At 72.7% G+C, this 21,844-nt stretch carries 17 protein-coding genes; 4 read left to right on the top strand and 13 right to left on the bottom strand.

Annotation, left to right across the window (positions count from 1 at the left end):
• Nucleotides 1-111 precede the first annotated feature (111 nt).
• On the bottom strand, nt 112-1,206 hold the full coding sequence (gene hisC, locus AB0Q90_RS33390; RefSeq protein ID WP_363165300.1) for a histidinol-phosphate transaminase: 1,095 nt from the start codon (nt 1,204-1,206) through the stop codon (nt 112-114).
• Nucleotides 1,207-1,376: 170 nt separating this feature from the next.
• On the opposite strand from hisC, the gene asnB reads away from it, so the two are divergent.
• From asnB to AB0Q90_RS33375, 3 genes are read left to right on the top strand one after another with little or no spacing between them, the layout of a single operon-like run.
• Complete coding sequence (gene asnB / locus AB0Q90_RS33385; protein ID WP_363165299.1) at nt 1,377-3,215, top strand: asparagine synthase (glutamine-hydrolyzing); 1,839 nt, start codon at nt 1,377-1,379, stop codon at nt 3,213-3,215.
• Nucleotides 3,215-4,711: an amino acid adenylation domain-containing protein gene (locus tag AB0Q90_RS33380; protein WP_363165298.1), complete on the top strand. Its 1,497-nt coding sequence runs from the start codon at nt 3,215-3,217 to the stop codon at nt 4,709-4,711. Before asnB ends, AB0Q90_RS33380 begins: the two co-directional genes overlap by 1 nt.
• On the top strand, nt 4,704-6,746 hold the full coding sequence (locus AB0Q90_RS33375; RefSeq protein WP_363165297.1) for a condensation domain-containing protein: 2,043 nt from the start codon (nt 4,704-4,706) through the stop codon (nt 6,744-6,746). The genes AB0Q90_RS33380 and AB0Q90_RS33375 overlap by 8 nt, the downstream gene beginning before the upstream one ends.
• 67 nt (nt 6,747-6,813) lie before the next feature.
• Here AB0Q90_RS33375 and AB0Q90_RS33370 read toward each other — a convergent pair whose 3' ends face one another.
• The 9 genes from AB0Q90_RS33370 to AB0Q90_RS33330 all read right to left on the bottom strand — a co-directional run bounded on the left by AB0Q90_RS33370 (nt 6,814) and on the right by AB0Q90_RS33330 (nt 17,529).
• On the bottom strand, nt 6,814-7,740 hold the full coding sequence (locus AB0Q90_RS33370; protein ID WP_363165296.1) for a diiron oxygenase: 927 nt from the start codon (nt 7,738-7,740) through the stop codon (nt 6,814-6,816).
• Nucleotides 7,737-10,571, bottom strand: coding sequence for a condensation domain-containing protein (locus AB0Q90_RS33365; protein WP_363165295.1), 2,835 nt, complete (start codon nt 10,569-10,571; stop codon nt 7,737-7,739). The genes AB0Q90_RS33370 and AB0Q90_RS33365 overlap by 4 nt, the downstream gene beginning before the upstream one ends.
• A 40-nt stretch (nt 10,572-10,611) precedes the next feature.
• Nucleotides 10,612-11,880, bottom strand: a complete 1,269-nt coding sequence (locus AB0Q90_RS33360) for an MFS transporter (protein ID WP_363165294.1) — start codon at nt 11,878-11,880, stop codon at nt 10,612-10,614.
• On the bottom strand, nt 11,864-12,112 hold the full coding sequence (locus AB0Q90_RS33355) for a phosphopantetheine-binding protein (RefSeq protein ID WP_363165293.1): 249 nt from the start codon (nt 12,110-12,112) through the stop codon (nt 11,864-11,866). Before AB0Q90_RS33355 ends, AB0Q90_RS33360 begins: the two co-directional genes overlap by 17 nt.
• Entirely contained in the window at nt 12,105-13,610 is a 1,506-nt protein-coding gene (locus AB0Q90_RS33350) for an amino acid adenylation domain-containing protein (RefSeq protein WP_363165292.1), read from the bottom strand. The genes AB0Q90_RS33355 and AB0Q90_RS33350 overlap by 8 nt, the downstream gene beginning before the upstream one ends.
• On the bottom strand, nt 13,607-14,950 hold the full coding sequence (gene ccrA / locus AB0Q90_RS33345) for a crotonyl-CoA carboxylase/reductase (RefSeq protein ID WP_363165291.1): 1,344 nt from the start codon (nt 14,948-14,950) through the stop codon (nt 13,607-13,609). Before ccrA ends, AB0Q90_RS33350 begins: the two co-directional genes overlap by 4 nt.
• A gap of 31 nt (nt 14,951-14,981) precedes the next feature.
• Complete coding sequence (locus AB0Q90_RS33340; protein ID WP_363165290.1) at nt 14,982-16,430, bottom strand: methylmalonyl-CoA mutase family protein; 1,449 nt, start codon at nt 16,428-16,430, stop codon at nt 14,982-14,984.
• Between the two features lie 3 nt (nt 16,431-16,433).
• Nucleotides 16,434-16,697, bottom strand: coding sequence for a phosphopantetheine-binding protein (locus AB0Q90_RS33335; protein ID WP_363165289.1), 264 nt, complete (start codon nt 16,695-16,697; stop codon nt 16,434-16,436).
• Nucleotides 16,698-16,869: 172 nt separating this feature from the next.
• Nucleotides 16,870-17,529, bottom strand: coding sequence for a LuxR C-terminal-related transcriptional regulator (locus tag AB0Q90_RS33330; protein ID WP_363165288.1), 660 nt, complete (start codon nt 17,527-17,529; stop codon nt 16,870-16,872).
• Nucleotides 17,530-17,866: 337 nt separating this feature from the next.
• Between AB0Q90_RS33330 and AB0Q90_RS33325 the strand changes: the two genes are divergently transcribed.
• Entirely contained in the window at nt 17,867-18,274 is a 408-nt protein-coding gene (locus AB0Q90_RS33325) for a hypothetical protein (RefSeq protein WP_363165287.1), read from the top strand.
• A gap of 126 nt (nt 18,275-18,400) precedes the next feature.
• On the opposite strand, the gene AB0Q90_RS33320 is transcribed toward AB0Q90_RS33325, so the two are convergent.
• The 3 genes from AB0Q90_RS33320 to deoC are packed head-to-tail and all read right to left on the bottom strand — an operon-like array spanning nt 18,401 to nt 21,691.
• Nucleotides 18,401-19,294 carry an aldehyde dehydrogenase family protein gene (locus AB0Q90_RS33320; RefSeq protein ID WP_363165285.1) on the bottom strand — a complete coding sequence of 298 codons (894 nt, stop codon included), beginning with the start codon at nt 19,292-19,294 and terminating at the stop codon, nt 18,401-18,403.
• A complete protein-coding gene (locus AB0Q90_RS33315) occupies nt 19,287-20,723 on the bottom strand; it encodes an aldehyde dehydrogenase family protein (protein WP_363165284.1) in 1,437 nt (478 codons plus the stop codon). Before AB0Q90_RS33315 ends, AB0Q90_RS33320 begins: the two co-directional genes overlap by 8 nt.
• 5 nt (nt 20,724-20,728) lie before the next feature.
• The gene (gene deoC, locus AB0Q90_RS33310; RefSeq protein ID WP_363165283.1) at nt 20,729-21,691 is read right to left on the bottom strand and encodes a deoxyribose-phosphate aldolase; all 963 of its coding nucleotides are present in this window, start codon (nt 21,689-21,691) and stop codon (nt 20,729-20,731) included.
• Between the last annotated feature and the right edge of the window lie 153 nt (nt 21,692-21,844).

The following is a 21,844-nucleotide window of genomic DNA, read 5'->3' as shown; positions in this document are numbered from 1 at the left end:
GTGCCGCCACCCCTTTGCGTAGGACGGCTCGCCCCCCCGCAGCAGGGGGCGTGGGGCGCCAGGGCCGGCCCCGCCACTGCCGACGCCCCCCACAACAGGGGAGCGCCGAGCTCAGCCCTGCCCCACCGCGAACCCCGCCGCCGCGGCGAGGAACCTGTCGTTCTCCTCGGGTGAGCCGATCGACACGCGGACGCCGTCGCCCGCGAAGGCGCGTACCGCCACGCCCTCGGCCGCGCAGGCCGCGGCGAAGGCGGTGGAGCGGTCGCCGAGTTGCAGCCAGAGGAAGTTGGCCTCGGTGGCGGGTACGGAGTAGCCCCGGTCCGTGAGCGTCGTGCGGACCCGGCTGCGCTCCTCGACCGTGGCCTGCACGCGGGCCATCAGCTCCGCCTCCGAGCGGAGGGCGGCGAGGGCGGCGGCCTGGGCGACGGCGTTGACGCTGAAGGGGAGGTAGGCCTTGCGGACGGCAGTGATCAGCGCCGGGTCGCCGACCGCGTAGCCGATGCGCAGCGCGGCCAGGCCGTAGGCCTTGGAGAAGGTGCGCAGGACCACCACGTTGGGGCGTCCCGCCAACAGCGTGAGGCCGTCGGGGACGCGGTCGTCACGGACGTACTCGCGATAGGCCTCGTCGAGGACCACCAGGCAGTCGGCCGGGATCCGGTCGAGGAAGGCCTCCAGCTCGGCCCGGTGCACGCCCGTCCCGGTCGGGTTGTTGGGGTTGCACACGAAGACCAGGCGCGTCCGTTCGGTGACGGCGTCCGCCATCGCGGCGAGGTCGTGCGCCCCGTCGCGGAGCGGAACCTGCACGGACGTGGCGCCCGACAGCGCGGTGAGGATCGGATAGGCCTCGAACGACCGCCACGCGTACACCACTTCGGCGCCCGGCTCGGCGACCGCCGCCAGCAGCATCTGGCAGATCCCGACCGAACCGCAGCCGACGGCGACGGACTCCTCGGCGACACCGAGGTGCCGGGACAGCTCGGAGACCAACTCGGCCGCGGCGTTGTCCGGGTAGCGGTGGATCCCGAGCGCGGCCTCGCCGATCGCCTTCACCACCGCGGGCAGCGGCTCGTCGGGGGACTCGTTCGCCGCCAGTGGATACGACCGGCCGTCGGGGGAGCGGACCGCGCCGCCCGGCTTGTAGCTCACGATTCTGTCGAGCACCGGGCGCAGACGCGGCGCCGCCTCGGTGCGGGTGGGTTCGGACATGCACTCTCCAGCCTCGGGTTCTCCCGTCGACCTTCCGCGCGGGGCGAGCGCGACCGGAAGCCGGAACGGCAGACCTGGCAGATACCTGCCAATCGGGGTGACGTGCGGCACCGCGCGCGTGATCCTCGACCTCCGTCACCGTCGTCCACCACCGCTGGAGCGCCCTTTCCATGTGCGGCATAGTCGGCCTCGTCTCCTTCTCCCAAGACCTCTCGCACCGCCGGGACCTGGTCGAGTCGATGCGGGGCGCGCTCCCGTTGCGCGGTCCGGACGAAGTCAGCGACTGGTCCTCCCCCAGGGCGCTGTTCGTGCCCCGCCGGCTGGCCGTGGTCGACCTGGAGGGCGGCCACCAGCCCGCGCTCGCCACGGACGCGGCCGGCCGCGAGACCGTCGTCCTCAGCTACACCGGCGAGGTCTTCAACTTCACCGAGCTCCGCGAGGAACTGCGCCGCCGCGGACACGAGTTCCGCGACCGCAGCGACACCGAGGTAGTGCTGCGCGCCTACCAGGAGTGGGGCCCGGCCTGCGCCGAACGGCTGCGCGGCATGTTCGCCTTCGCCGTGTGGGACGTACAGCGCGAGGAACTCGTCCTGATCCGCGACCGCTTCGGCATCTACCCGCTGTTCTACGCCGAGACGCCGGACGGATTCGCCTTCGGCTCCGAGCCCAAGGCACTGTTCACCACCGGCCTCGTCGACCCGGTCGTGGACCGCGCGGGCCTGCTGGAGGCCCTGTCGTTCACGCCCACGCCGGGCCTGTCGGTGTTCAAGCACACCCGCGAGGTGATCCCCGGCGAGGTGGTCCGCTACTCACGCTCCGGCGTCAGCCGCGCCCGCTACTGGAACTTCACCCCCCGCGAGCACACCGACGACCTCGCCACCACGGAACGCACCGTGCGCGAGATGCTGGAGGACATCGTCCGGCGTCAGGTGACCGCGGACGTGCCGATCTCCTCCATGCTCTCCGGCGGCCTGGACTCCAGCGCCGTCTGCGCCCTGGTCAACCGCTCCCTCGGCGGCGGCGACCGGCTCCAGACCTTCTCCATGGAGTTCGCCTACCACCTGGAGAACTTCCGCCCGGACGAGGTGCACGACTCCCCGGACGCCCCCTACGTCGCCAAGATGGCCGCGCACCTGGGCAGCGAGCACCGGGAGCTGCTGATCGACCGGGACCACCTGGCCGACCCCGAGGGTCAGGCGGCCGTCGTACGGGCCCATGACCGGCCCGTCGCCGGCCTCGACATGTACGTGTCGCTGTACCGGCTCTCGCAGGAGGTCCGCCGCTTCTGCACCGTCACGCTGACCGGCGACGGCTCGGACGAACTGTTCGGCGGCTACATGTGGTTCCACGACCCGTTCTACGTGAAGTCCCGGACCTTCCCCTGGCTCGGCGCCTCGCACCAGATGGAGTTCCTGTCCGGACTGCTGGACCGCGAGCTCTACCACGAGCTCGACTTCGCCGGGTACACGCAGGCGCGCTACGAGGAGGCGCTCGCCGAAGTCCCGCTGTCCGGCGAGGAGTCCGCGCACGAGCGCCGGATGCGGGAGATCACGTACCTCAACATGACCCGCTACCTGCGGGTCATTCTGGACCGCAAGGACCGGCTCGGGATGGCCGCCTCGATCGAGGGCCGGGTGCCGTTCTGCGACCACGAACTCGCCGAGTACGTCTACAACGTGCCCTGGGAGATGAAGGTCGCCGACGGGCGGGAGAAGAGCCTGCTGCGGGCCGCGGTGCGCGATCTGCTGCCGCAGTCGGTGCTGGAGCGCAAGAAGTCCCCGTACCCGACCGTCCAGGACCCCGCCTACCGCACCGCCCTGCGGGCCCAGTTGAAGGACATCACGGCGCAGCCCGGAGCCCGGGTGAACGACCTGCTCGACCCCGCCCGGGTCGAGTCGGTCCTCACCGACCCGACCTTCGGCCTGCGGGCCGGGGTGACCCGGATGAGCATCGAGGCGGCGGTGCAGCTGCACCACTGGTTCGACTCCGGTGTGCGGGTCGAGCTGTGATGCCGCTGACCGACCTGCTGGTCACCGCCTGCGAGAAGTACGCGAACCGGATCGCGGTGGTGGACGCGGACACCGAGTACACCTACGCGGACCTGGACAGCGCCTCCGCCCGGATCGCGACCGGGCTGGCCGCGCGGGGCGTGACCCGCGGGTGCCCGGTCGGCGTGTCGGCACCGCGCGGCTGGTGGCGGTGCGCGGCGGTCCTGGGCGTCTGGCGCGCGGGCGCGGCGGTCGTGGCCCTGGACCCGGCCCTGCCCGAGCAGCGCCTGACCCGCATCACCACGGCGGCGGGGGTGCAACTGACCCTGACCGACACCGAATCCGGCCCTCTGTGGGTCGACAGCCTCGCCGGATCCGCGGCCACCGACCGGGACCCCGCGCCCGACGTCACCGGGCCGACCGCCTACGTCGTCGCCACCTCCGGATCCACCGGCACCCCCAAGTGCGTGGCCGTGCCCCCCGTCGTCCTGGAGGACCTGGCGACCTGGCACCTGGACGCCTGGCAGCGGGACGAGCCGCCGCGCACCCTGCACGCCGCCTCGGTCGGCTTCGACGTCGGGTTCCAGGAGCTGGTCACCGCCTGGGCCGCGGGCGCAGCCCTGGTCGTGGCCGACGACGTGACCCGCCGGGACCCCTTCCTGCTCGCGGCCCTGCTGGAGCGGCACGACATCGCCCGCGCCTTCCTCCCGGTGGCCTCGCTGCACGCCCTGGCCGTCGCGGTGCCGGTGACCGGCCACCGGCTGCCCGCGCTGCGCGAGGCCGTCGTCGCGGGGGAGCGGCTCGTCGTCAACGACGAGGTGCGCGCCCTCTTCGCGGACCGCGACGCGACCCTGGTCAACCAGTACGGCCCCAGCGAGACCCACGTCGTGACCGAGTACCGCCTGCCGCCCGACCCGGCGACCTGGCCCGCCCACCCCCCGCTCGGCGGCCCCGTGGCCGACGCGGGCCTGCTGCGCCTGCGCGACGGCGTCCTCGGGCCCTTCGCCGAGGGCGAGGAGGCCGAACTCGTCGTCACCGGCCGCTGCCTGGCCACGGGGTACCTCGGCGACGAGCGGCTGACCGAGGACCGCTTCCGCACGCTGCCGTACGAGACGGGCGGCACCCGGCGCGGCTATCTCACCGGGGACCGGGTGCGCCTGGAGGACGGTCTGCTGCACTTCGTGGGCCGTATCGACGACCAGCTCAAGGTCCGCGGCTACCGCGTGGAGCCGGGTGAGATCGAGGCCGTCCTGAGCCGGGTCCCCGGGGTGCGCCGGGCCGCGGTCGTCGGACACGGCACGGCCCGTACGACGGCCCTGCACGCGTACGTCGTCCCCGCCGGCGAGGACCGGGCCCCCGACGCCGACGCCCTGCGCGCGGCCTGCGCCGCCGCCCTGCCCGACTACATGGTCCCGGCCCGCTTCGTCGTCGTCCCCGAACTGCCGCTGACGGCCAACGGGAAGATCGCGAGGCAGGAACTGCCCGAAGCGGTACGGAAGTTGACGACTCATGGCTGATCCGCACCTGGTCCGGCTGTCCCCGGCGCAGGAGGCGATGTGGCTGGAGCAGCAGCTGCACCCGCACTCCATCAACGGCGGCTTCCTGTCCGTCCTCGTCACCGGCGAGGTGACCGCCGACCAGGTGCGGGCCGCCTGTATGACGGTGTGCCGGGACAACCCGCAACTGCGCGGCCTGGTCGTGGACGGCCCCGAGGCCCGGATCGCCGTCCATCCGGCAGCGGCCGTGCTCCAGTTCGAGGAGCTGCCGCTGGCGGCGGCGCCGGGGCAGGAGCTCACCGAGGCCCGCGCCTGGTACCGCGCGCACCGGGTCGGCCCCTGGGACCTGACCAGCCGCTCGCCCATCACCTTCGCGCTGCTGACCCACGCCCCGGACCGGCGCACCCTGGTCGTCGGCGTCCACCACATCGCCTTCGACGGCCGTTCCAAGTTCGTCTTCGCCCGCCAGTTCCTCCAGGCCCTGGCCGGCGTACGCGCGGACGGCCCCCAGCCCCCGTGCGAGGAAGGGACGGTCCCCGAGCACCCGGCGATCGACGAGGACCTGGAGCAGGTCGTCGCGTACTGGCTGTCCGCCGGCCTGACCGACCTCCCCGCCCTGGTGCTGCCCCGGGCCGCCGAGGCCGCCCCGGACGGCACGGTCCGCCCGACGCCCCGCTTCGACCTGCCCGCCGAGCACTGCGCCCGACTGCGCGAGCTGACCCGGCAGACGGGCGTCAGCTTCTTCACGGGCCTGCTCGCCTGCGCCGCCGCGGTGCTGCACTCCTACGGCAACCAGCGCTTCGTGCTGGGCATCCCGGTGGACACGAGCGTGCCCGAGACCCGGGACCGGATCGGCCTCCAGATCAACGTCGTACCGTGCCTGATCGAGGCCGGGCCCGAGACGACGTTCCGGGACCTCCTTGCGGCCGGCGGAGAGGCACTGGGCCTCGTCCACCGCCACCGCCGGGTGCCGTTCAGCTGGGTGCTGCGCGAACTGCGCCGACGCCACGGCGTGGACGTCAGCCAGGGCGCCTTCGACCGACTCGGGATCTCCTCACCGTCGGTGGTGCGGGACCTGGGCGAGGTGCCGGGCCTGGCGTTCGACTGGGACTTCTTCGCCCCCAACTCCACCCGGTCCTTCGACCTGATCCTGCAACTGCGCCGCGAGGGCGACACGGCCTACGGCCGCCTGGACTTCACCCCGACCACCCTCGCCCCGGCGGCCGCGACCCGCTTCACGTCCGACTTCGCCCACCTGCTGGACGTACTCACCCACCACCCCGACGCACCCCTGCACACCCTCACGACCCCCTTCGTACGCCCCGCGGAGCAGCCTGGTCCGGAGGACGAGGGTCACCAACCGCCCACCGCCCGCGGGTCGTTCGCCCGGCTCGCCGCCGCCGCGGAGGCGGGGCCGGGCACCACGCCGGTCGCCCACTGCCCGGTCGAGCAGTTCCTGCCGACGCCCGCCGTGACCGCGTACTGCGAGGCGGGCGGCCGGGTGCTGCTGGACGTCGTCGACCCCGCTCTCGGGCGGCTCGGCGTCTGCGCCTGGCAGGCCGGGGGGCCGTACGGGATCCGGCTCACCGATCCGGCGCCCGGGTGCCGGCTGCGGGTGACCGACGCGGCGGGGCGCACCCTGCCGTACGGGGTGGAGGGGCTGCTCGGGCTCGACGGCGATCCGCGCCCCGGCGTGTTCCGCGCCTGGATCGACCTGGCCGGCCGGGTGTGGCTGCTCGGCCGTGCGGACCAGGTGCTGCACTGGGTCGGGCGCACCCTGGACCGGGCCGAGGCCGACGCGGCGGTCGCCGCGCTGCCCGGCGTTCACGAGGCCGCGGTGCTGGTCGCCCCCGGCGCCGGAGCGGCGCCCCGGGTGCGGGCCGCCGTCGTGCCGAACGCGGACGCCGACCCCGACCCCCGTCTGTGGCGCCGTGCCGTCCGGCGGGCCTGGCCCGCGGGCTGGCCGCCGGCCACGGTGCACGTCCTCGACCAGCTGCCCCGCCTGCCGTCGGGCGAGGTGGACACGGCCGCCACGGCCACGCTCCTCGCCCCCTGAGGGCCGGCAAAAGAACCCGGGCCCCGGCTGTCCAAGCAGCCGGGGCCCGGTCACATCCCGCACGGGCTCAGCCGGCCAGCCCCAGCAGATGCAGCTGCTCGCGCGCCTCGGGGATGTCGAACGCGCCCACCGACTCGCACAGGCCCAGCGTGTGCCGGCCCGCGTCGCGTACGCCCGCCGCCAGGACCTCCTCGCGGTAGCAGTCCCGCAGCACCTCCTCGGCGCGCTCGGCGGGTACGCCGGACGCGAGCAGCGCGGCGCGCACCGGCGCGAGGTCCGGACGCAGACAGTCGTTGACGAAGTGCGGCATGCTGCACGCCACCTTCGTCCGCACAGCCGGTGACAGTCCCGCCCACAGCTCCTTGAAGTAGCGGGAGAAGTAGGCGTGGTGGTGCACCTCGTCGCGGACGTGGTCGCCCACGACCTCACGCACCACCCGGAAGACCGTCTCGTCCCGCGGTATCCGGGCCAGCATCCGCGTCACGACCGTCTCGAAGGCCACGACCTGGAGCAGATGGGCCAGCGAGCCGTTGTCGGGCAGGAACTCCTGCCCGGTGCGTTCCAGCCGCGCCATCCGCGGACGGAAGTCGTACGGCAGCACCGGCACCGCCGTGGTCTTCTCCACCTGCTGCACCACGTCCAGGCTGAACAGGGCGTGGTACGCCTCGTCGCTGTAGATCTTCAACGCGTCCAGCCGGGCGTCGGCACCGAGTTCGACGTCGGTCTCGCCGTGCGCCACCAGCGCCGCGCCCCGGTTGACCACCTTGGTCTCCAGGTGCGAGGTGAACAGCATGTACTGGTAGAAGTGCTGGGTGAGCAGCTCCCGGCGGGTGCCGGTGCCGTACTCGGCAAGACCCTCGTGACGGAGGTGCGGGACCAGGTGCTCGGGGAAGACCTTCAGCCCCGCCTCACGGTCCTCCTCCAGCATTCGGCGCGGACCGCTGCGCACCCCGGCGCTCTCGTACCAGTCCCCGGCGACCGCGGGCTGCGTCATGACCGTCGGATCCCCTCTGCGAACGCCGCCGCGACCTGCTCCACGGCCGGCGAGCCGAGCACCTCGACATGCGTGCCGGGCACCCGGAGCACCTCCAGCGCGCCGCTCAGCCCCTCCCAGCTCGCGGCCAGCGCCTCCGGATAGCCGGCAGGGTTGTCCGCGCACAGGAACAGCTGGAGAGGTACGGCCGTCTTCGCCGGGCGGCACCCGGCCACCAGCCCGAGCAGTCGCCCCCAGTCCGTCAGCATCCGCGCGGCCTGCTCGGCCGGCGTCTCGCGCAGCAGGTCCAGGTCGACGCCGAAGCGCCGCATCAGCAGCCGCTGTCCGGCGGTGGCCCCCAGCACCGAGGTGCCGTCCCGGCGCACCGACTCGGCGAGCGCGAACAGGTCGGCGCCGGTGGCCGCCATCCGCTCGGCGTCCTCGTCGGTGCGCTGCGCGAGCGAGTCCAGCAGGGCCACCAGGACGACCTCGTGGCCCAGTTCGGCCAGCCGGTCCGCCACCGAGTGGGCCAGCACCCCGCCGAGCGACCAGCCGAGCAGCGCGATCCGCCGGCCGGGCAGGGCCTCGGCCAGGGTGGCGGCGTACCGGTTGACCAGGTCCTGGTAGGAGGCGTCGTCGGGGTGCGCGCTCGCCACCCGCTCCAGCCCCACGACCTCCGTGTCGCCGGGCAGCAGGCCGACCAGGCCGCCGTAGCACATGAGGGTGCCGCCGACCGGATGGATCAGCGCCACCGCCACGTCGGCGGAGCCGGACGCAGGGGTCCGCAGTCGCACCAGGCCGCCGGGTTCGGCGGCGCCCTCGGCGAGGGCGCGGGCCAGCGCGGCCACGGTCGGGTTGTTCATGAACACGCCCACGCCCAGCGGCCGGCCCAGCTCCTCGCTGACCCGGGCCACCAGCCGGACCGCCAGCAGCGACTGGCCGCCGAAGTCGAAGAAGTTGTCGTACCGCCCGAGCCCGGGCACACCCAGCAGCTCCTCGAACAGCCCCGCCAGCAGCCGCTCGACCTCGTCGCGCGGCGCGTCGTCCCCGTCGGCCCCGTCGGCCCCGTCGTCCCCGCGCTCGCCTTGCGGCGGTACGGCGGCCAGGGCGGCCAGCGCGACCGGGTCCAGGCGCCCGTCGGGGCCGGTGGGGAGCGCGTCCACGACGGTGATCCGCTGCGGCAGCAGATGCGCCGGTACCCGGGCCTGCACATGTGCCGCCAGCTCCCGCCGGCCAGGCTGGGCGGGCCCCGGACGCGGGACGACACAGGCCACTGCCTGGTCGCCGTCCGTGCCGCGCACCACCGCGGCGGCCTGCACCCCGGGATGGGCCGCCAGGGCCGCCTCGGCGGGGTCCCGCCACAGCTCGAAGCGCCCGTCCGGGGTGAACCGGCCGCGTTCCCCGGTCGGGACGAGCTCCCCGGTCGCCGGATCCTCGGTGTGCACCGCGCCGTGGAAGCCCAGGGGCAGTGGGCGCAGCCGCTCGTCCAGCACCTGCCGGCCGGCGCGGGCGGCGAACTCCCGTAGCTGCTCAACCTCCTGAGGGTCGGTCAACTCGGCCTCGGCGACCGGCGCTTCCGGGTCCGCCAGCAGCCCGTCGAGCAGTCGCAGGAACACCGCGACCAGCCGCTCGGCCGTCGCCCGGGAGAACCGCTGCGCGCTGTAGGCGAAGTCGCCCTTGAGCACCCCGTACTCGTGCAGCAGGGTGAGCGCCAGATCGAAGTGCGAGGTCGGCCACGGGAACGGCAGCGGCTCCACCGTCAGGCCGGGCAGGCTCCAGTCCTGCTCGACCTTGCGGCGGTTGAAGACCAGGGCGACCTGGAACAGCGGGTTGCGCGTGGCCTCGCGCGAGGGCCGGGTGGCGTCCACGACCGCCTCGAAGGGCACGTGCTGCCGCTGGAGCCCTTCGAGCACGGTCCGCCGGGAGGCCTTGAGGAGCTCGGCGAAGCTCTGCCCGGGTGCGATCCCGCCGCGCAGCACGACCGTGTTCTGGAAGAAGCCCACGGTCTCGGCGAACCGCTGGTCGGTCCGGCCGCTCATCGGGGTGCCGACCGCGATGTCCGTGGCGCCGGTCCACCGGTGCAGCAGCACCAGCAGCGCGGCGTGGAACACCATGAACTCCGAGACCCGGTGGGCGCGGCTCACCTCGGCCAGCCGCACGGAGACGGCCTCCGGCACGGTGAAGCCGACCCGGTCGCCGGTGAACAGCCCGTGCTCCTCGGGGACATGCTCCTCGGGCAGCGGAAGCACCGGCAGCCCGTCCAGCCGCTCCCGCCAGAACTCAAGGCCCGCCGGGTCGGGTTCGGCCAGCAGCCCGGAGCAGAACTCGGCGTACGCGTGCTCGGGGCCGGAGGCGGGCAGCGCCGCCGGGTCCTCGTACAGCCGGTGCAGCTCACCGGCCAGCGCGGTCGCGGCGACCTCGTCGATGATCAGATGGTGGAAGCACAGCGCCAGCGCGTGCTCCGCGGGCCCCAGCTCCACCACGTCCACCCGCGTCAGCGGGCCGCGCACCACGTCGAAGGGCAGGCCGGCGTACCGGACGACCTCGACGGCGGCCGAGGGCAGGTCCGCACCCGGCAGCCGCGTCCAGTTCACCTCGACCCGCGGAGCCGAGTCCGCGGCGTGGATCAGCTGGAGCACCTGGCCGTCGCTCTCCCGGACCGTCAGCCGCAGCGCCTGGTGCCGGGCCACCAGGACGTCCACCGCCCGCTGGAGCCGGGTGCGGTCCAGGCCGCCGCGCACCCTGAGCACGATGGGCACGTTGTACACCGCACTGTCCGGGGCCAGACAGTGCAGGAAGTACACCCCTCGTTGCTGGGGCGTCAGAGGCAGCACCAGGGGTGCGCTGGTCATGGGGTTTCTCCGTAGGTGTCGGGGCGGCCCGTCGGGGCCGTCACTCCGCGGCGGCGGACGCCGCCTGCGGCTGTGCGGCCGGCCCGGGCTCCGTGGCGGCCGCGAACGTGCGCACCCGCAGGCCGAGATAGCAGGCGCTGCCCACGATCAGGACGACCATGACGCCCAGCAGCAGCCGGTAGTCGACGGTGGCGACCAGCGCGGCGCTGGTCGCCACCGCCAGCACCTGGGGCGCGGTGGCGAGCATGGAGGCCGCCGAGGCGACCCGGCCCTGGAGGGCGTCCGGGGAGTTGCGCTGCACGGAGGTGTACAGGCCGACGACCGCGCCGGGGATGCCCAGGCCGATGACGAACACGCCCACCAGCGCCGCCGCCACACCGGGCAGGACGAGCAGGGCGCAGCCCAGGCCCATCGTGCCGAGCCCGAGCGCGGTCAGCACCGCCTCCCGGCCCGGCCCCACCCGCTTGAGCACCCGCACACCGGCCAGCCCGCCCAGCACCGAGCCGACGCCCTTGGCGACGGTGAGCACACCGACGAACGACGCGCTGCGGTGCAGGCCCTCGTCGGCGACGGCGTAGATCAGGGTCTCGATGAAGCCGAAGCCCAGCAGACCGAACCCCATGGCCAGGGACACCGCCCGCAGCCGGGGGGTGCGGGCCAGATGCCGTACGCCCGCCAGGAGTTCCTGGGCGAGCCGCCCGTCCGGCTTCTGCGGCTTCGGCTCGTCCACCCGTACCGCGAGCACGCACAGCCCGCACAGCAGGAAGGTGACCACTTCCAGGGCGGCCACGGCGCGCGGGCCGGCCGTGGTGTACAGCAGGGTGCCGACGGCGGGCGCGACGAGCATGCCGCCCTCCTGGAGCGTGCGCATCAGCGCGTTGGTGGTGCCCAGGTCGTCGGCCGGCACCAGACGCGTCAGCAGCGCGCTGCCCGCCGCGTTGTGCATGCCGACGCCCAGACCGATGCCGAACAGCACCAGGTACAGCAGCCAGGCCTGGTCCTTGTCCTGGACGAGGAAGGCCAGGCAGACCCAGCCGGCCAGGGAGAAGTTGATCAGCGCGATGAGCGGGCGGCGGCGGTAGCGGTCCACGACCAGGCCGAGGAACGGGGCGCCGAGCCGGGGCAGCACATAGGCGGCGAAGGCCAGCCCGGCCGCGCCGTTGGAATCGGTGAGGTCCTTCATCCAGATGCCGAGCGCGATCCACAGCGCGGCGTCGCCGAACAGCGAGACGGTGGTTCCGGCGATCCACAGCCGGACGTCCCGCTTGCCCGGGGTCCCGGCGGGCTGCGGCTCAGATGCGGTCGCCATGGGCCTTCTCCAGTTCTGCGGCGAGTTCGCCGACGGTGGGGTGGTCGAACACCAGCAGGGCCGGCACCTCGACCCCGAGCCGCTCGCTCAGCACCGCGGTCAGCCTGGTCGCCACCAGGGAGTCGCCGCCGAGGTCGAAGAAGTCGTCGGTGTCCGTGATCCCGTCGATCCCGAGGACCTCGGTCCAGACGGCGGCGACGGAGTCCGCCAGCCGGTTGCGCACCTCAGACATAGTTCTCCTTACGTCGCCAGTCGGGGGTCGGCAGCGCGGTCCGGTCGACCTTGCCGTTGGCGGTGACGGGCAGCGCGTCGACGGCCGCGAAGAGCGTCGGCACCATGTAGTCGGGCAGCCGGCGGCGCAGCCGGGCGCGCAGCGCACGGCGGTCCAGCGGGCCGGTGAGGGTCACCCAGGCGACCAGCTTGGGATCGCCCACGAGGTTGGTGCGGACGCCCACGGCGGCCTGGCCGATGTGCTCGCACTCCGCCAGCAGGTTCTCGATCTCGCCCGGCTCCACCCGGTGCCCGAGCAGCTTGACCTGCCCGTCGATCCGGCCGAGGAACTCATGGGTGCCGTCGGCCCGTCGGCGGGCCAGGTCGCCGGTGCGGTACCAGGTGCGTCCGGTGCCGTCCGTGACGAACCGCTCGGCGGTCAGGTCGGGGCGGCGCCAGTACCCGAGTCCGACCCCCGCCCCGGCCACCCACAACTCGCCCTCGGCGCCCTCGGGCACGACCGCGCCGGAGTCGTCCCGCAGCTCGGCCTCGGCACCCTGGACGGGCACGCCGATCGGCACCGAGCGGGGGAACTCCTCGTCCGGCGCGATCCGATGGCACAGCGAGAAGGTGGTGGCCTCGGTCGGGCCGTAGCCGTTGACGATCTCCAGGCCGGGGGCGGCCGCGCGCAGCCGCCGCACGTGCTCCACGGACAGCACGTCACCGCCGGCCAGCACCACCCGCAGCGAGCCCAACGACTTGGGTGCGAAGTCGATCTGACGGTGGAACAGTGCGGCCGTCAGCCACAGGACACTGATCCCGCGGTCGCGCAGCAGCGCGCCCAGCGCGGCCGGGTCCAGCGGGCCGGGCGGCGCCACCTCAAGGCGGGCGCCGTTCAGCAGCGCGCCCCAGATCTCGAAGGTGGCCGCGTCGAAGGCGACCGGGGCGAGCTGGAGGAGCCGGTCGCCGGCGTCCAGGGTCACGTAGTTGGGGTCCCGTACCAGGTTCAGCACCGCCCGGTGCGGGACCATGACGCCCTTGGGCCGGCCGGTGGAGCCGGAGGTGTACATCACGCAGGCGACGTCCTCGGGGACGGCCCGCAGTTCGGGGGCGGGCTCCGGGGCGGCCCGGCCGGCCAGGAGCAGCGGCACGCCGTGGGCCGCCAGCAGTCCGGCGCCCACCGGGTCGCACAGGGCGAGCCGCACCTCGGCGTCCGCGACGATCCCCGCCAGACGTTCGGGCGCCTCGCCCCGGTCCACCGGAAGGTACGCCGCCGACGCCTTGAGCACCGCGAGCAGGCTCACCACCAGCGCGGCGGACCGCTCCAGGCACACCAGGACACGGTCGCCGGGCCCGACGCCGCGCGCGGCCAGTGCCGCCGCCAACGCGTCGGAACGGCGGTCGAGTTCGCCGTACGTCAACTCCTCGCCCGCGCAGGCGACGGCGACCGCGTCCGGCGTACGGGCGGCCTGGAGGCGGAAGGCCTCGGGCACACTGCGGGGCGGCGGCGCGGGGGTCACGACCGCACCGCCCGCTCGGCGTGGTCGCGGAAGAGCCGCAGCCGGTCCTCGCCGATCCGCTCGCGCAGCCCGGGATCCTCCACACCCTGGCCCTCGGCGGTCGCCAGGTTCAGCAGGCCCACCTTGCCCTCGTGCGCGTTGAGATGCACCGAGCGGGTGGCCTCCGGGGCCTGCTCCAGCGGGAACACCCGCGACAGCGCGGGCACGACCATGCCGAGGCGCAGCAGCCGGTTCGCCTCCCAGGCCTCGTCGATGTTCGCGCCGTGGCTGCCGATGACCCGCTTGAGCTTCATCCACAGGTAGCGGTTGTCGTAGACGTGCCGGTAGCCGCTGCTGGAGCCGCAGGTCACCACCACACCGCCGCGCCGCACCACGTTCACCGAGGTCTCGAAGGTGGAGCGGCCGACGTGCTCGAAGGCGATGTGCGGGTCCTCGCCGAGTTCCTTGCGGATGACCGAACCCAGCGCCCGCCACGCGGAGGCGTCGCCCTCGCCGTCGCCCAGGCCCACGCTGTTGCGGTCGATGACGAGATGACAGCCCAGCCGGTCCACGAGGTCGCCCTTGTCGGCGGACCCGACGACACCGACGGCGATCCCGCCCGCCTGGCGCACGAGCTGGACGGCGTAACTGCCGAGCCCGCCGGCCGCGCCCCAGACCAGCACGATGTCACCGGCCCGGATCCGCGCGCCGTGGTCACCGATCAGCATGCGGTAGGAGGTGCCCAGGCACAGCGTGTTGCAGGCGGCCTCCTCCCACGACAGATGCGGCGGCTTGGGGACGAGCTGGGAGGCGCGCACCACGGCGAAGTCGCCGAACGCGCCGAAGTTGGTCTCGAAGCCCCAGGCGAGCATGCCCGTGGTCAGCATGCCGTCCCGCTGGGCCACCGGGTCCTGTTCGTCGATGTAGGGCGGGTTGACCACCACCCGGTCGCCGGGCGCCCAGTGCCGTACGGCGCTGCCCACCCGGACCACCACACCGGCCGCGTCGGAGCCGACGACCTGGTAGTCCCGGTCGTGCCGCGCCTCCCAGCGGCCCTGCCGGGCGAACTGGCCGAGGAAACGGAAGGTGGAGACCGGCTCGTACAGCGCGGACCAGACGGTGTTGTAGTTGACGGCCGAGGCCATCACCGCGACCAGCACCTCGTCCGGCGCCAGCTCCGGCATCGGCACCTCGCCGACGTGCAGGGTGCGCCGCACGTCCTTGGCGCGGCTGTCGACGCCCCGGAACAGCTGCTCGTCCCCGCGGCGCAGGAAGACCGCACGGTAGGAGTCCGGGACCTGGCAGGCCAGCAGCTCGTCCGGGTCCGCGCCGTGCCGGACCGCCTCGATCAGTTGGGACATCAGTGGGGTACTCCGCTGGGGTGGGGAGGCGTCAGGTCAGGGATGCGGCCGGCGCGGGCTCGGCGGGCCGCATGGCGGCGCACAGCTGCCCGATGGTGGCGCGCCGCCGGACCGCCTCGACGAGGGCCGGCAGGACGTTGCGGCCCGCGCGGGCGTCTTTGCGCAGCCGGGCGAGTTCGGCGGCGCAGGAGGGGCGTTCGACCTCGCGCCGGCCGCCGGTCGTGGTGTGCCGCTCGGCCTGCAGCAGCGCGCGCTCCGAGCCGGACGGGGAGGTCTCCAGCACTCCCACGGTGGGCCCGGGGTCGCGGAAGGCCAGCTCCTCGATCTGCCCTTCCAGCCAGCCGCTGCGGATGCAGGCCGCGACACCGCCGCGCTCCTCGATCCGCTCCAGCCAGTCGTCGACCTCCTTGCCCAGCTCCTCGACGAGCTGCTCGACCACATGGGAGCCGCCGAGCGGGTCGGTGTAGCGGGCGAGGTCGGTCTCGTGGGCGAGGATCTGCTGGGTGCGCAGGGCGATCCGGGCGCCCAGCGGGCCGGGGGTCTGCACGGCCTCGTCGAAGCTGCACACATGCAGGGACTGGGTGCCGCCGAGCACGGCCGCGACCGCCTGGAGGGTGGCGCGCACGATGTTGTTGAGGGGTTCCTGATAGGCGAGGGCCGAGCCGAACGTGTTGACCTGCGCCCGCAGTTTCATCGCGCGAGGGGAGGCCACGCCCCAGCGGTCGCGCATCCGCTCGGCGTACCGGCGGCGGGCGACCCGGAGTTTGGCGGCCTCCTTCAGCACCTCCATGTCGGTGCCGAAGATGAAGCTGAACCGGGACGCCACCGCCTCCGCCGAGTGGCCGCGCTCGACCATCCCGGCCAGATAGGCGTCCACGCTGGCCAGCGCGCAGGCGACCTCCAGCGCCGCGTCCGCCCCGGCCTCGCGGGCGTGTCCGCCGGAGACGGAGATGGGGTTGACCCCGGGCAGGTGCTCCATGCAGTACTCGACGACGTCGAGGGCGTAGCGCACGCTGGTGTCGAGGTCGTAGACGTAGGCCTTGCGGGCGAGGAACTCCTTGAGCATCTCGTTCTGCAGGGTGCCGCGCAGGGCCGCGGGGTCCACGCCCGACTCCTCGGCGGCCACGATCCACATCGCCAGCAGCATGGGGGCCGTGGCGTTGATGGTGAAGGACACCGAGACCCGGTCGAGCGGGATCCCGTCGAACACGGTCTTCAGGTCGTCGACCGTGGCGACGGAGACACCGGTGCGCCCCACCTCGCCGTCGGCGGCGGGGTCGTCGGGGTCGAGGCCGAGCTGGGTCGGCAGGTCGAAGGCGAGCGAAAGGCCCGTCTCACCCATCTCCAGCAGGTACTTGAAGCGGCTGTTGGTGGTCTCGGCGCTGCGCAGTCCGGCGAGCTGCCGCATGGTCCACAGCCGTGTCGTGTATCCGCCCGGGTGCAGCCCGGCGTCGTAGGGAAACTCCCCCGGTATGCCCATGGGTCATTCCTGCGACGCGTCGTGGACGGTGTCCAGGACGGATACGGCGAACTCGCTCAGCACCGGGTATTCAAAGACGTTGAGCAGCGGGATGTCCGCCCCGAAACGCGTACGCAGTGCCGCCACGATTCGGGTGGCGACCAGTGAGTCGACGCCCAGCTCAAGGAGATTGTCGTCGAGCCGTACTTCGGGGACATTCAAGGCCTCGGCGGTCACTGTCAATACGGCGGTTTCTACGTCGGCAAGCGTGACCGAGGCAATGGACATTCCGTCATCCGTTTCTCATGGGTACGACACGGGAGCGGCCCGGGGCAGAGGGTCGCACGGGTCCGGGAACTGTTGATCAACTTAGGAGTCGGCGTGCCGGGACATCAACCGGCCGGGGACGCGAATATTGGCAGAAACATGTCAGCGGCGGATCGGGGTGCGCCGAGGCCGGTCAACTCCGGCCCAGCAGGCCGAGCGTGGCCGCCTTCAGACCCGCCTCGAAACGCGTGTTGACGTCCAGGGACTTGAGGATGGCCGCGACATGCCGCCGGTAGGTGCGCACGGACAGGTTCATCTGCCGTGCGGCCGTGTCGTCCTTCATTCCCGAGCCGAGCATGCGCAGCACCTCCAGCTGGGTGTCGTCCAGGTTCAGCGGACGGGCCGCACGGGGCGGCGGCAGCAGGTCCCTGGCGTGTCCCCACAGCACCTGCTGGAACTGGTGCAGGGCGGCCGTGGCCTCCCGGTGGGCGAGCAGGATCTGCGGCTGCCCCTCCGGACCCGCCGCGCGCACCAGGGTGAGGTCCGGGCTCACGAAGGCCAGATCGGGCAGGGGCGCGTCGGTGACGCGCAGGTGCACCTGCCGGGCGAGGGCGCCGCCGAGCAGGGCGCGGGCGCCGGTCTCGGGTGTCGTGGTACGGCCGGTCAGCATGCGCAGATGGTGGCCGCGGTCGAGGATTTCGGCGCGGATCAGCCGGGAGAAGTCGGACGTGGGGTGGTGCATCACCTCGGCCGCGAACCGGCCGGTCAACTGCATGAGCGCCTGGGGCTGCGGTGCGCCGGCGAAGAGGCCGCGCAGGATCTCGCAGACGGCGGTGCCGTCGAGCGGGCGCAATAGTTCAATTTCATTTTCAACGAATTCCGGCGCGGCTATGCATGAGCGTGCCTGTGAAACTGCTGTTGGCGTAGGCATGGATCCCCCGGGTCAATTGCCACCCCTGGTCGAAGGGTTCGGCGACTGGTTCCCTCGGGGCGGGCGGTCGGCGCAATTCACCCCGTGGCTGATCTTGAGCGTACGGCAATGAGGATTATCAGTCGATAGAGCGAATCTTGTATGCCTGATTCCCGTGCAAAGTGATCGCTTGTCGTGTCTGTGGGTTGTCTTTGAGACACGCACTCCGCGTGAACTACCCTTCGTGCTGATCCCGTTGCTCTGCGTAAGAAGGTGGCTCATGGCCCGATCCGCGTCCTCCCCGAACCCGACCACCCAGCGCGCCCTGGTCGCCCTCGCGACGGCCGGTGTCGCCCTGGGCGCAGGCGCGGGCGCCGCGGCTGCCGCGGACACCGAACCCGTTCTCGACGTGGTGCGTACGCGCCCTACCTCGCTGGGCAAGATCGACCCGCAGTCCGGACTCCAGGCGCTCACCGGCTCGGTCGGCTACGTCACCGGCCCCGTCGCGGGCCTCAAGCCCAACCCGCTGGCGGGCACCGGCGTCGACCCCCTCGACAACGGCGTCGGCACCCAACTCGCCGACTTCCAGCCCCTGACCTCCCAGGCACTGACCGGCCCGGTCGCCCAGGCACAGTCGATCGGCAGCGTGCCCGTGCTCGGGCAGGCGGCGGGGTTGCTGGGCGGCTGACTGGCAGGCGGCCGCGGCGAGTGAGCCGAAGGGGCGCCCCGGAGGCGAACCGAGCCCTAAAAAAGAGGAGCGCCGCGTCTTCCCCGGACGGTGGGAAGGCGCGGCTCTCCGGCTTTGGGGGGCGGCTCAGTAAGACGAGCCGGACGCTCCCAGCGAACCCGTCGGGTGCCAGACCGTCTTGGTCTCCAGGAACGCCGTCATGCGGTCGATGCCGGGCGTCGCCGACCAGTCGTCCACAGGCTGTGGACGAAGAACGCGCTTCAGATTGTCCGCCGCCGCGATCTCCAGCTCCTTGGCCAGTACGTCGTCGGCGCCGGCCAGGTCGATCGCGTTGACGTCCTGGTGCGCGGCCAGCGGCGTCGCGATTTCGGCCGTACGGCCGGACAGGACGTTGACGACACCGCCGGGCAGGTCGGAGGTGGCCAGGACCTCGCCCAGGGAGAGGGCGGGCAGCGGGGCCTTCTCGGACGCCACCACGATCGCGGTGTTGCCGGTGGCGATCACCGGGGCGATCACCGAGACCAGGCCCAGGAAGGACGACTCCTGGGGGGCCAGCACCGTGACCACACCGGTCGGCTCGGGGGAGGAGAGGTTGAAGTACGGGCCCGCCACCGGGTTTCCGCCGCCCACGACCTGGGCGATCTTGTCCGTCCAGCCCGCGTACCAGACCCAGCGGTCGATCGCCGCGTCCACCTGCGCGGCGGCCTTCGACTTCGACAGGCCCTCCGCGTCGGCCACCTCGCGCACGAACTGCTCGCGGCGGCCCTCCAGCATCTCGGCGACGCGGTAGAGGATCTGACCGCGGTTGTACGCGGTCGCGCCGGACCAGGGACCGACCGCCTTGCGGGCGGCGACCACCGCGTCACGGGCGTCCTTGCGGGACGAAAGGGGCGCGTTGGCCAGCCAGTTGCCCTTGGAGTCGGTCACTTCGTACACCCGGCCGCTTTCGGAGCGGGGGAACTTGCCCCCGACGTACAGCTTGTAGGTCTTGAAGACGGAGAGTCGGGTCGCGTCAGACATCGAGGTACGCCTCCAGGCCGTGGCGGCCGCCCTCGCGGCCGAAGCCCGACTCCTTGTAACCGCCGAACGGCGAGGTGGGGTCGAACTTGTTGAACGTGTTGGACCAGACGACACCCGCGCGCAGCTTGTTCGCGACGGCGAGGATCCTCGAACCCTTCTCCGTCCAGATGCCCGCCGACAGGCCGTACTGGGAGTTGTTGGCCTTGGCGACGGCCTCGTCCGGGGTGCGGAAGGTGAGGACCGACAGCACCGGGCCGAAGATCTCGTCGCGGGCGATGGTGTGCGCCTGGGTGACGTTCGTGAAGAGCGTCGGGGCGAACCAGTAGCCGCTCTCCGGGAGATCGCAGGCCGGGGACCAGCGCTCGGCGCCCTCCGCCTCGCCCCGCTCGACGAGCGAGGTGATCCGGGAGAGCTGCTCCTCGGAGTTGATCGCGCCGATGTCCGTGTTCTTGTCCAGCGGGTCACCGAGGCGGAGCGTGGAGAGCCTGCGCTTCAGGGAGTCCAGCAGCTCGTCCTGGATCGACTCCTGCACCAGCAGCCGGGAGCCCGCGCAGCAGACCTGGCCCTGGTTGAAGAAGATGCCGTTGACGATGCCCTCGACGGCCTGGTCGATCGGCGCGTCGTCGAAGACGATGTTCGCGCCCTTGCCGCCCAGTTCGAGGGTGAGCTTCTTGCGGGTGCCCGCGACCGTGCGCGCGATCTCCTTGCCGACGGCCGTGGAGCCGGTGAAGGCGACCTTGTTGACGTCGGGGTGCGCCACGAGCGCGGCGCCGGTGTCGCCGTAGCCCGGAAGGATGTTGACGACGCCCTTGGGCAGGCCCGCCTGGCGGCAGATGTCCGCGAAGAACAGGGCGGACAGGGGGGTCGTCTCGGCGGGCTTGAGCACCACCGTGTTGCCGGTGGCGAGCGCGGGGGCGATCTTCCACGCCAGCATCAGCAGCGGGAAGTTCCACGGGATGACCTGGCCGGCCACGCCCAGCGGCCGCGGGCTCGCGCCGAAGCCGGCGTGGTCGAGCTTGTCGGCCCAGCCCGCGTAGTAGAAGAAGTGCGCGGCGACCAGCGGGAGGTCGGCGTCGCGCGTCTCCTTGATCGGCTTGCCGTTGTCCAGGGTCTCCAGGACGGCGAGCTCGCGGCTGCGCTCCTGGATGATCCGGGCGATACGGAACAGGTACTTGGCGCGCTCGGAGCCCGGCAGCGCCGACCACTTCTCGAACGCCTTGCGGGCGGCCTTTACGGCCCGGTCGACGTCCGCCTCGCCCGCCTGCGCGATCTCGGACAGGACCTCTTCGCTGCTCGGCGAGACGGTCTTGAAGACCTTGCCGTCGGCGGCCTCGGTGAACTCGCCGTCGATGAACAGGCCGTAGGACGGCGCGATGTCGACGACCGCGCGGGACTCGGGCGCCGGTGCGTACTCGAATGCAGATGCCATGTGGATCAGTCCACCGTCACGTAGTCGGGGCCGGAGTAGCGGCCGGTGGCCAGCTTCTGACGCTGCATGAGCAGGTCGTTCAGGAGCGAGGAGGCGCCGAAGCGGAACCAGTGGTTGTCCAGCCAGTCCTCGCCGACGGTCTCGTTGACCAGAACCAAGAACTTGATCGCGTCCTTGGTGGTCCGGATCCCGCCGGCGGGCTTCACGCCGACCTGGACGCCGGTCTGCGCACGGAAGTCGCGGACGGCCTCCAGCATGAGGAGGGTGTTGGCGGGGGTGGCGTTGACCGCGACCTTGCCCGTCGACGTCTTGATGAAGTCGGCGCCCGCCAGCATGCCGAGCCAGCTCGCGCGCCGGATGTTGTCGTACGTCGAGAGCTCGCCGGTCTCGAAGATGACCTTCAGACGGGCGCTCGTCCCGCAGGCCTCCTTCACGGCGACGATCTCGTCGTAGACCTTCATGTAGTGCCCCGCGAGGAACGCCCCGCGGTCGATGACCATGTCGATCTCGTCGGCACCCGCGGCGACCGCGTCACGCACGTCCGCCAGCTTCACGGACAGGGCCGCGCGGCCCGCCGGGAACGCGGTGGCGACCGAGGCGACCTTCACGGAGGAGCCGGCGACGGCCTCCTTGGCGGTGGCCACCATGTCGGGGTAGACGCAGACGGCCGCCGTCGCGGGGGTCGTGCGGTCGGTCGGGTCGGGGTGGACCGCCTTCGCGCCGAGCGCCCGGACCTTGCCCGGGGTGTCCGCGCCTTCCAGCGTCGTCAGGTCGACCATCGAGATGGCGAGGTCGATGGCGTACGCCTTGGCGGTCGTCTTGATGGAACGGGTGCCGAGAGAAGCGGCGCGCGCCTCCAGGCCGACCGCGTCGACGCCGGGCAGCCCGTGGAGGAAGCGGCGCAGCGTGCTGTCGGACGATGTGATGTCCGAGAGGGAGGCAGCTGCGGTGGGTGCATTGGTGGGCATGGTCACAAGACGAGCATATCTACGCGCGTAGCGGCTGTACACCCCCCGCCCCAAAGGGGCGCGGGGAACTGCGCGACAAGCCACGACCCACCCGCACCCGCCCACGCACAGGGTGCCCCACGGCGAACAGGCGATCGGCTGAGCGCCGCGGGC

This window comes from Streptomyces sp. NPDC079141 (assembly GCF_040686775.1).
In the GTDB taxonomy this organism is placed as follows: Bacteria; Actinomycetota; Actinomycetes; order Streptomycetales; family Streptomycetaceae; genus Streptomyces.
Note: the sequence above shows the minus strand (reverse complement) of the source record. Positions and strands in the feature narration are given on the sequence as shown.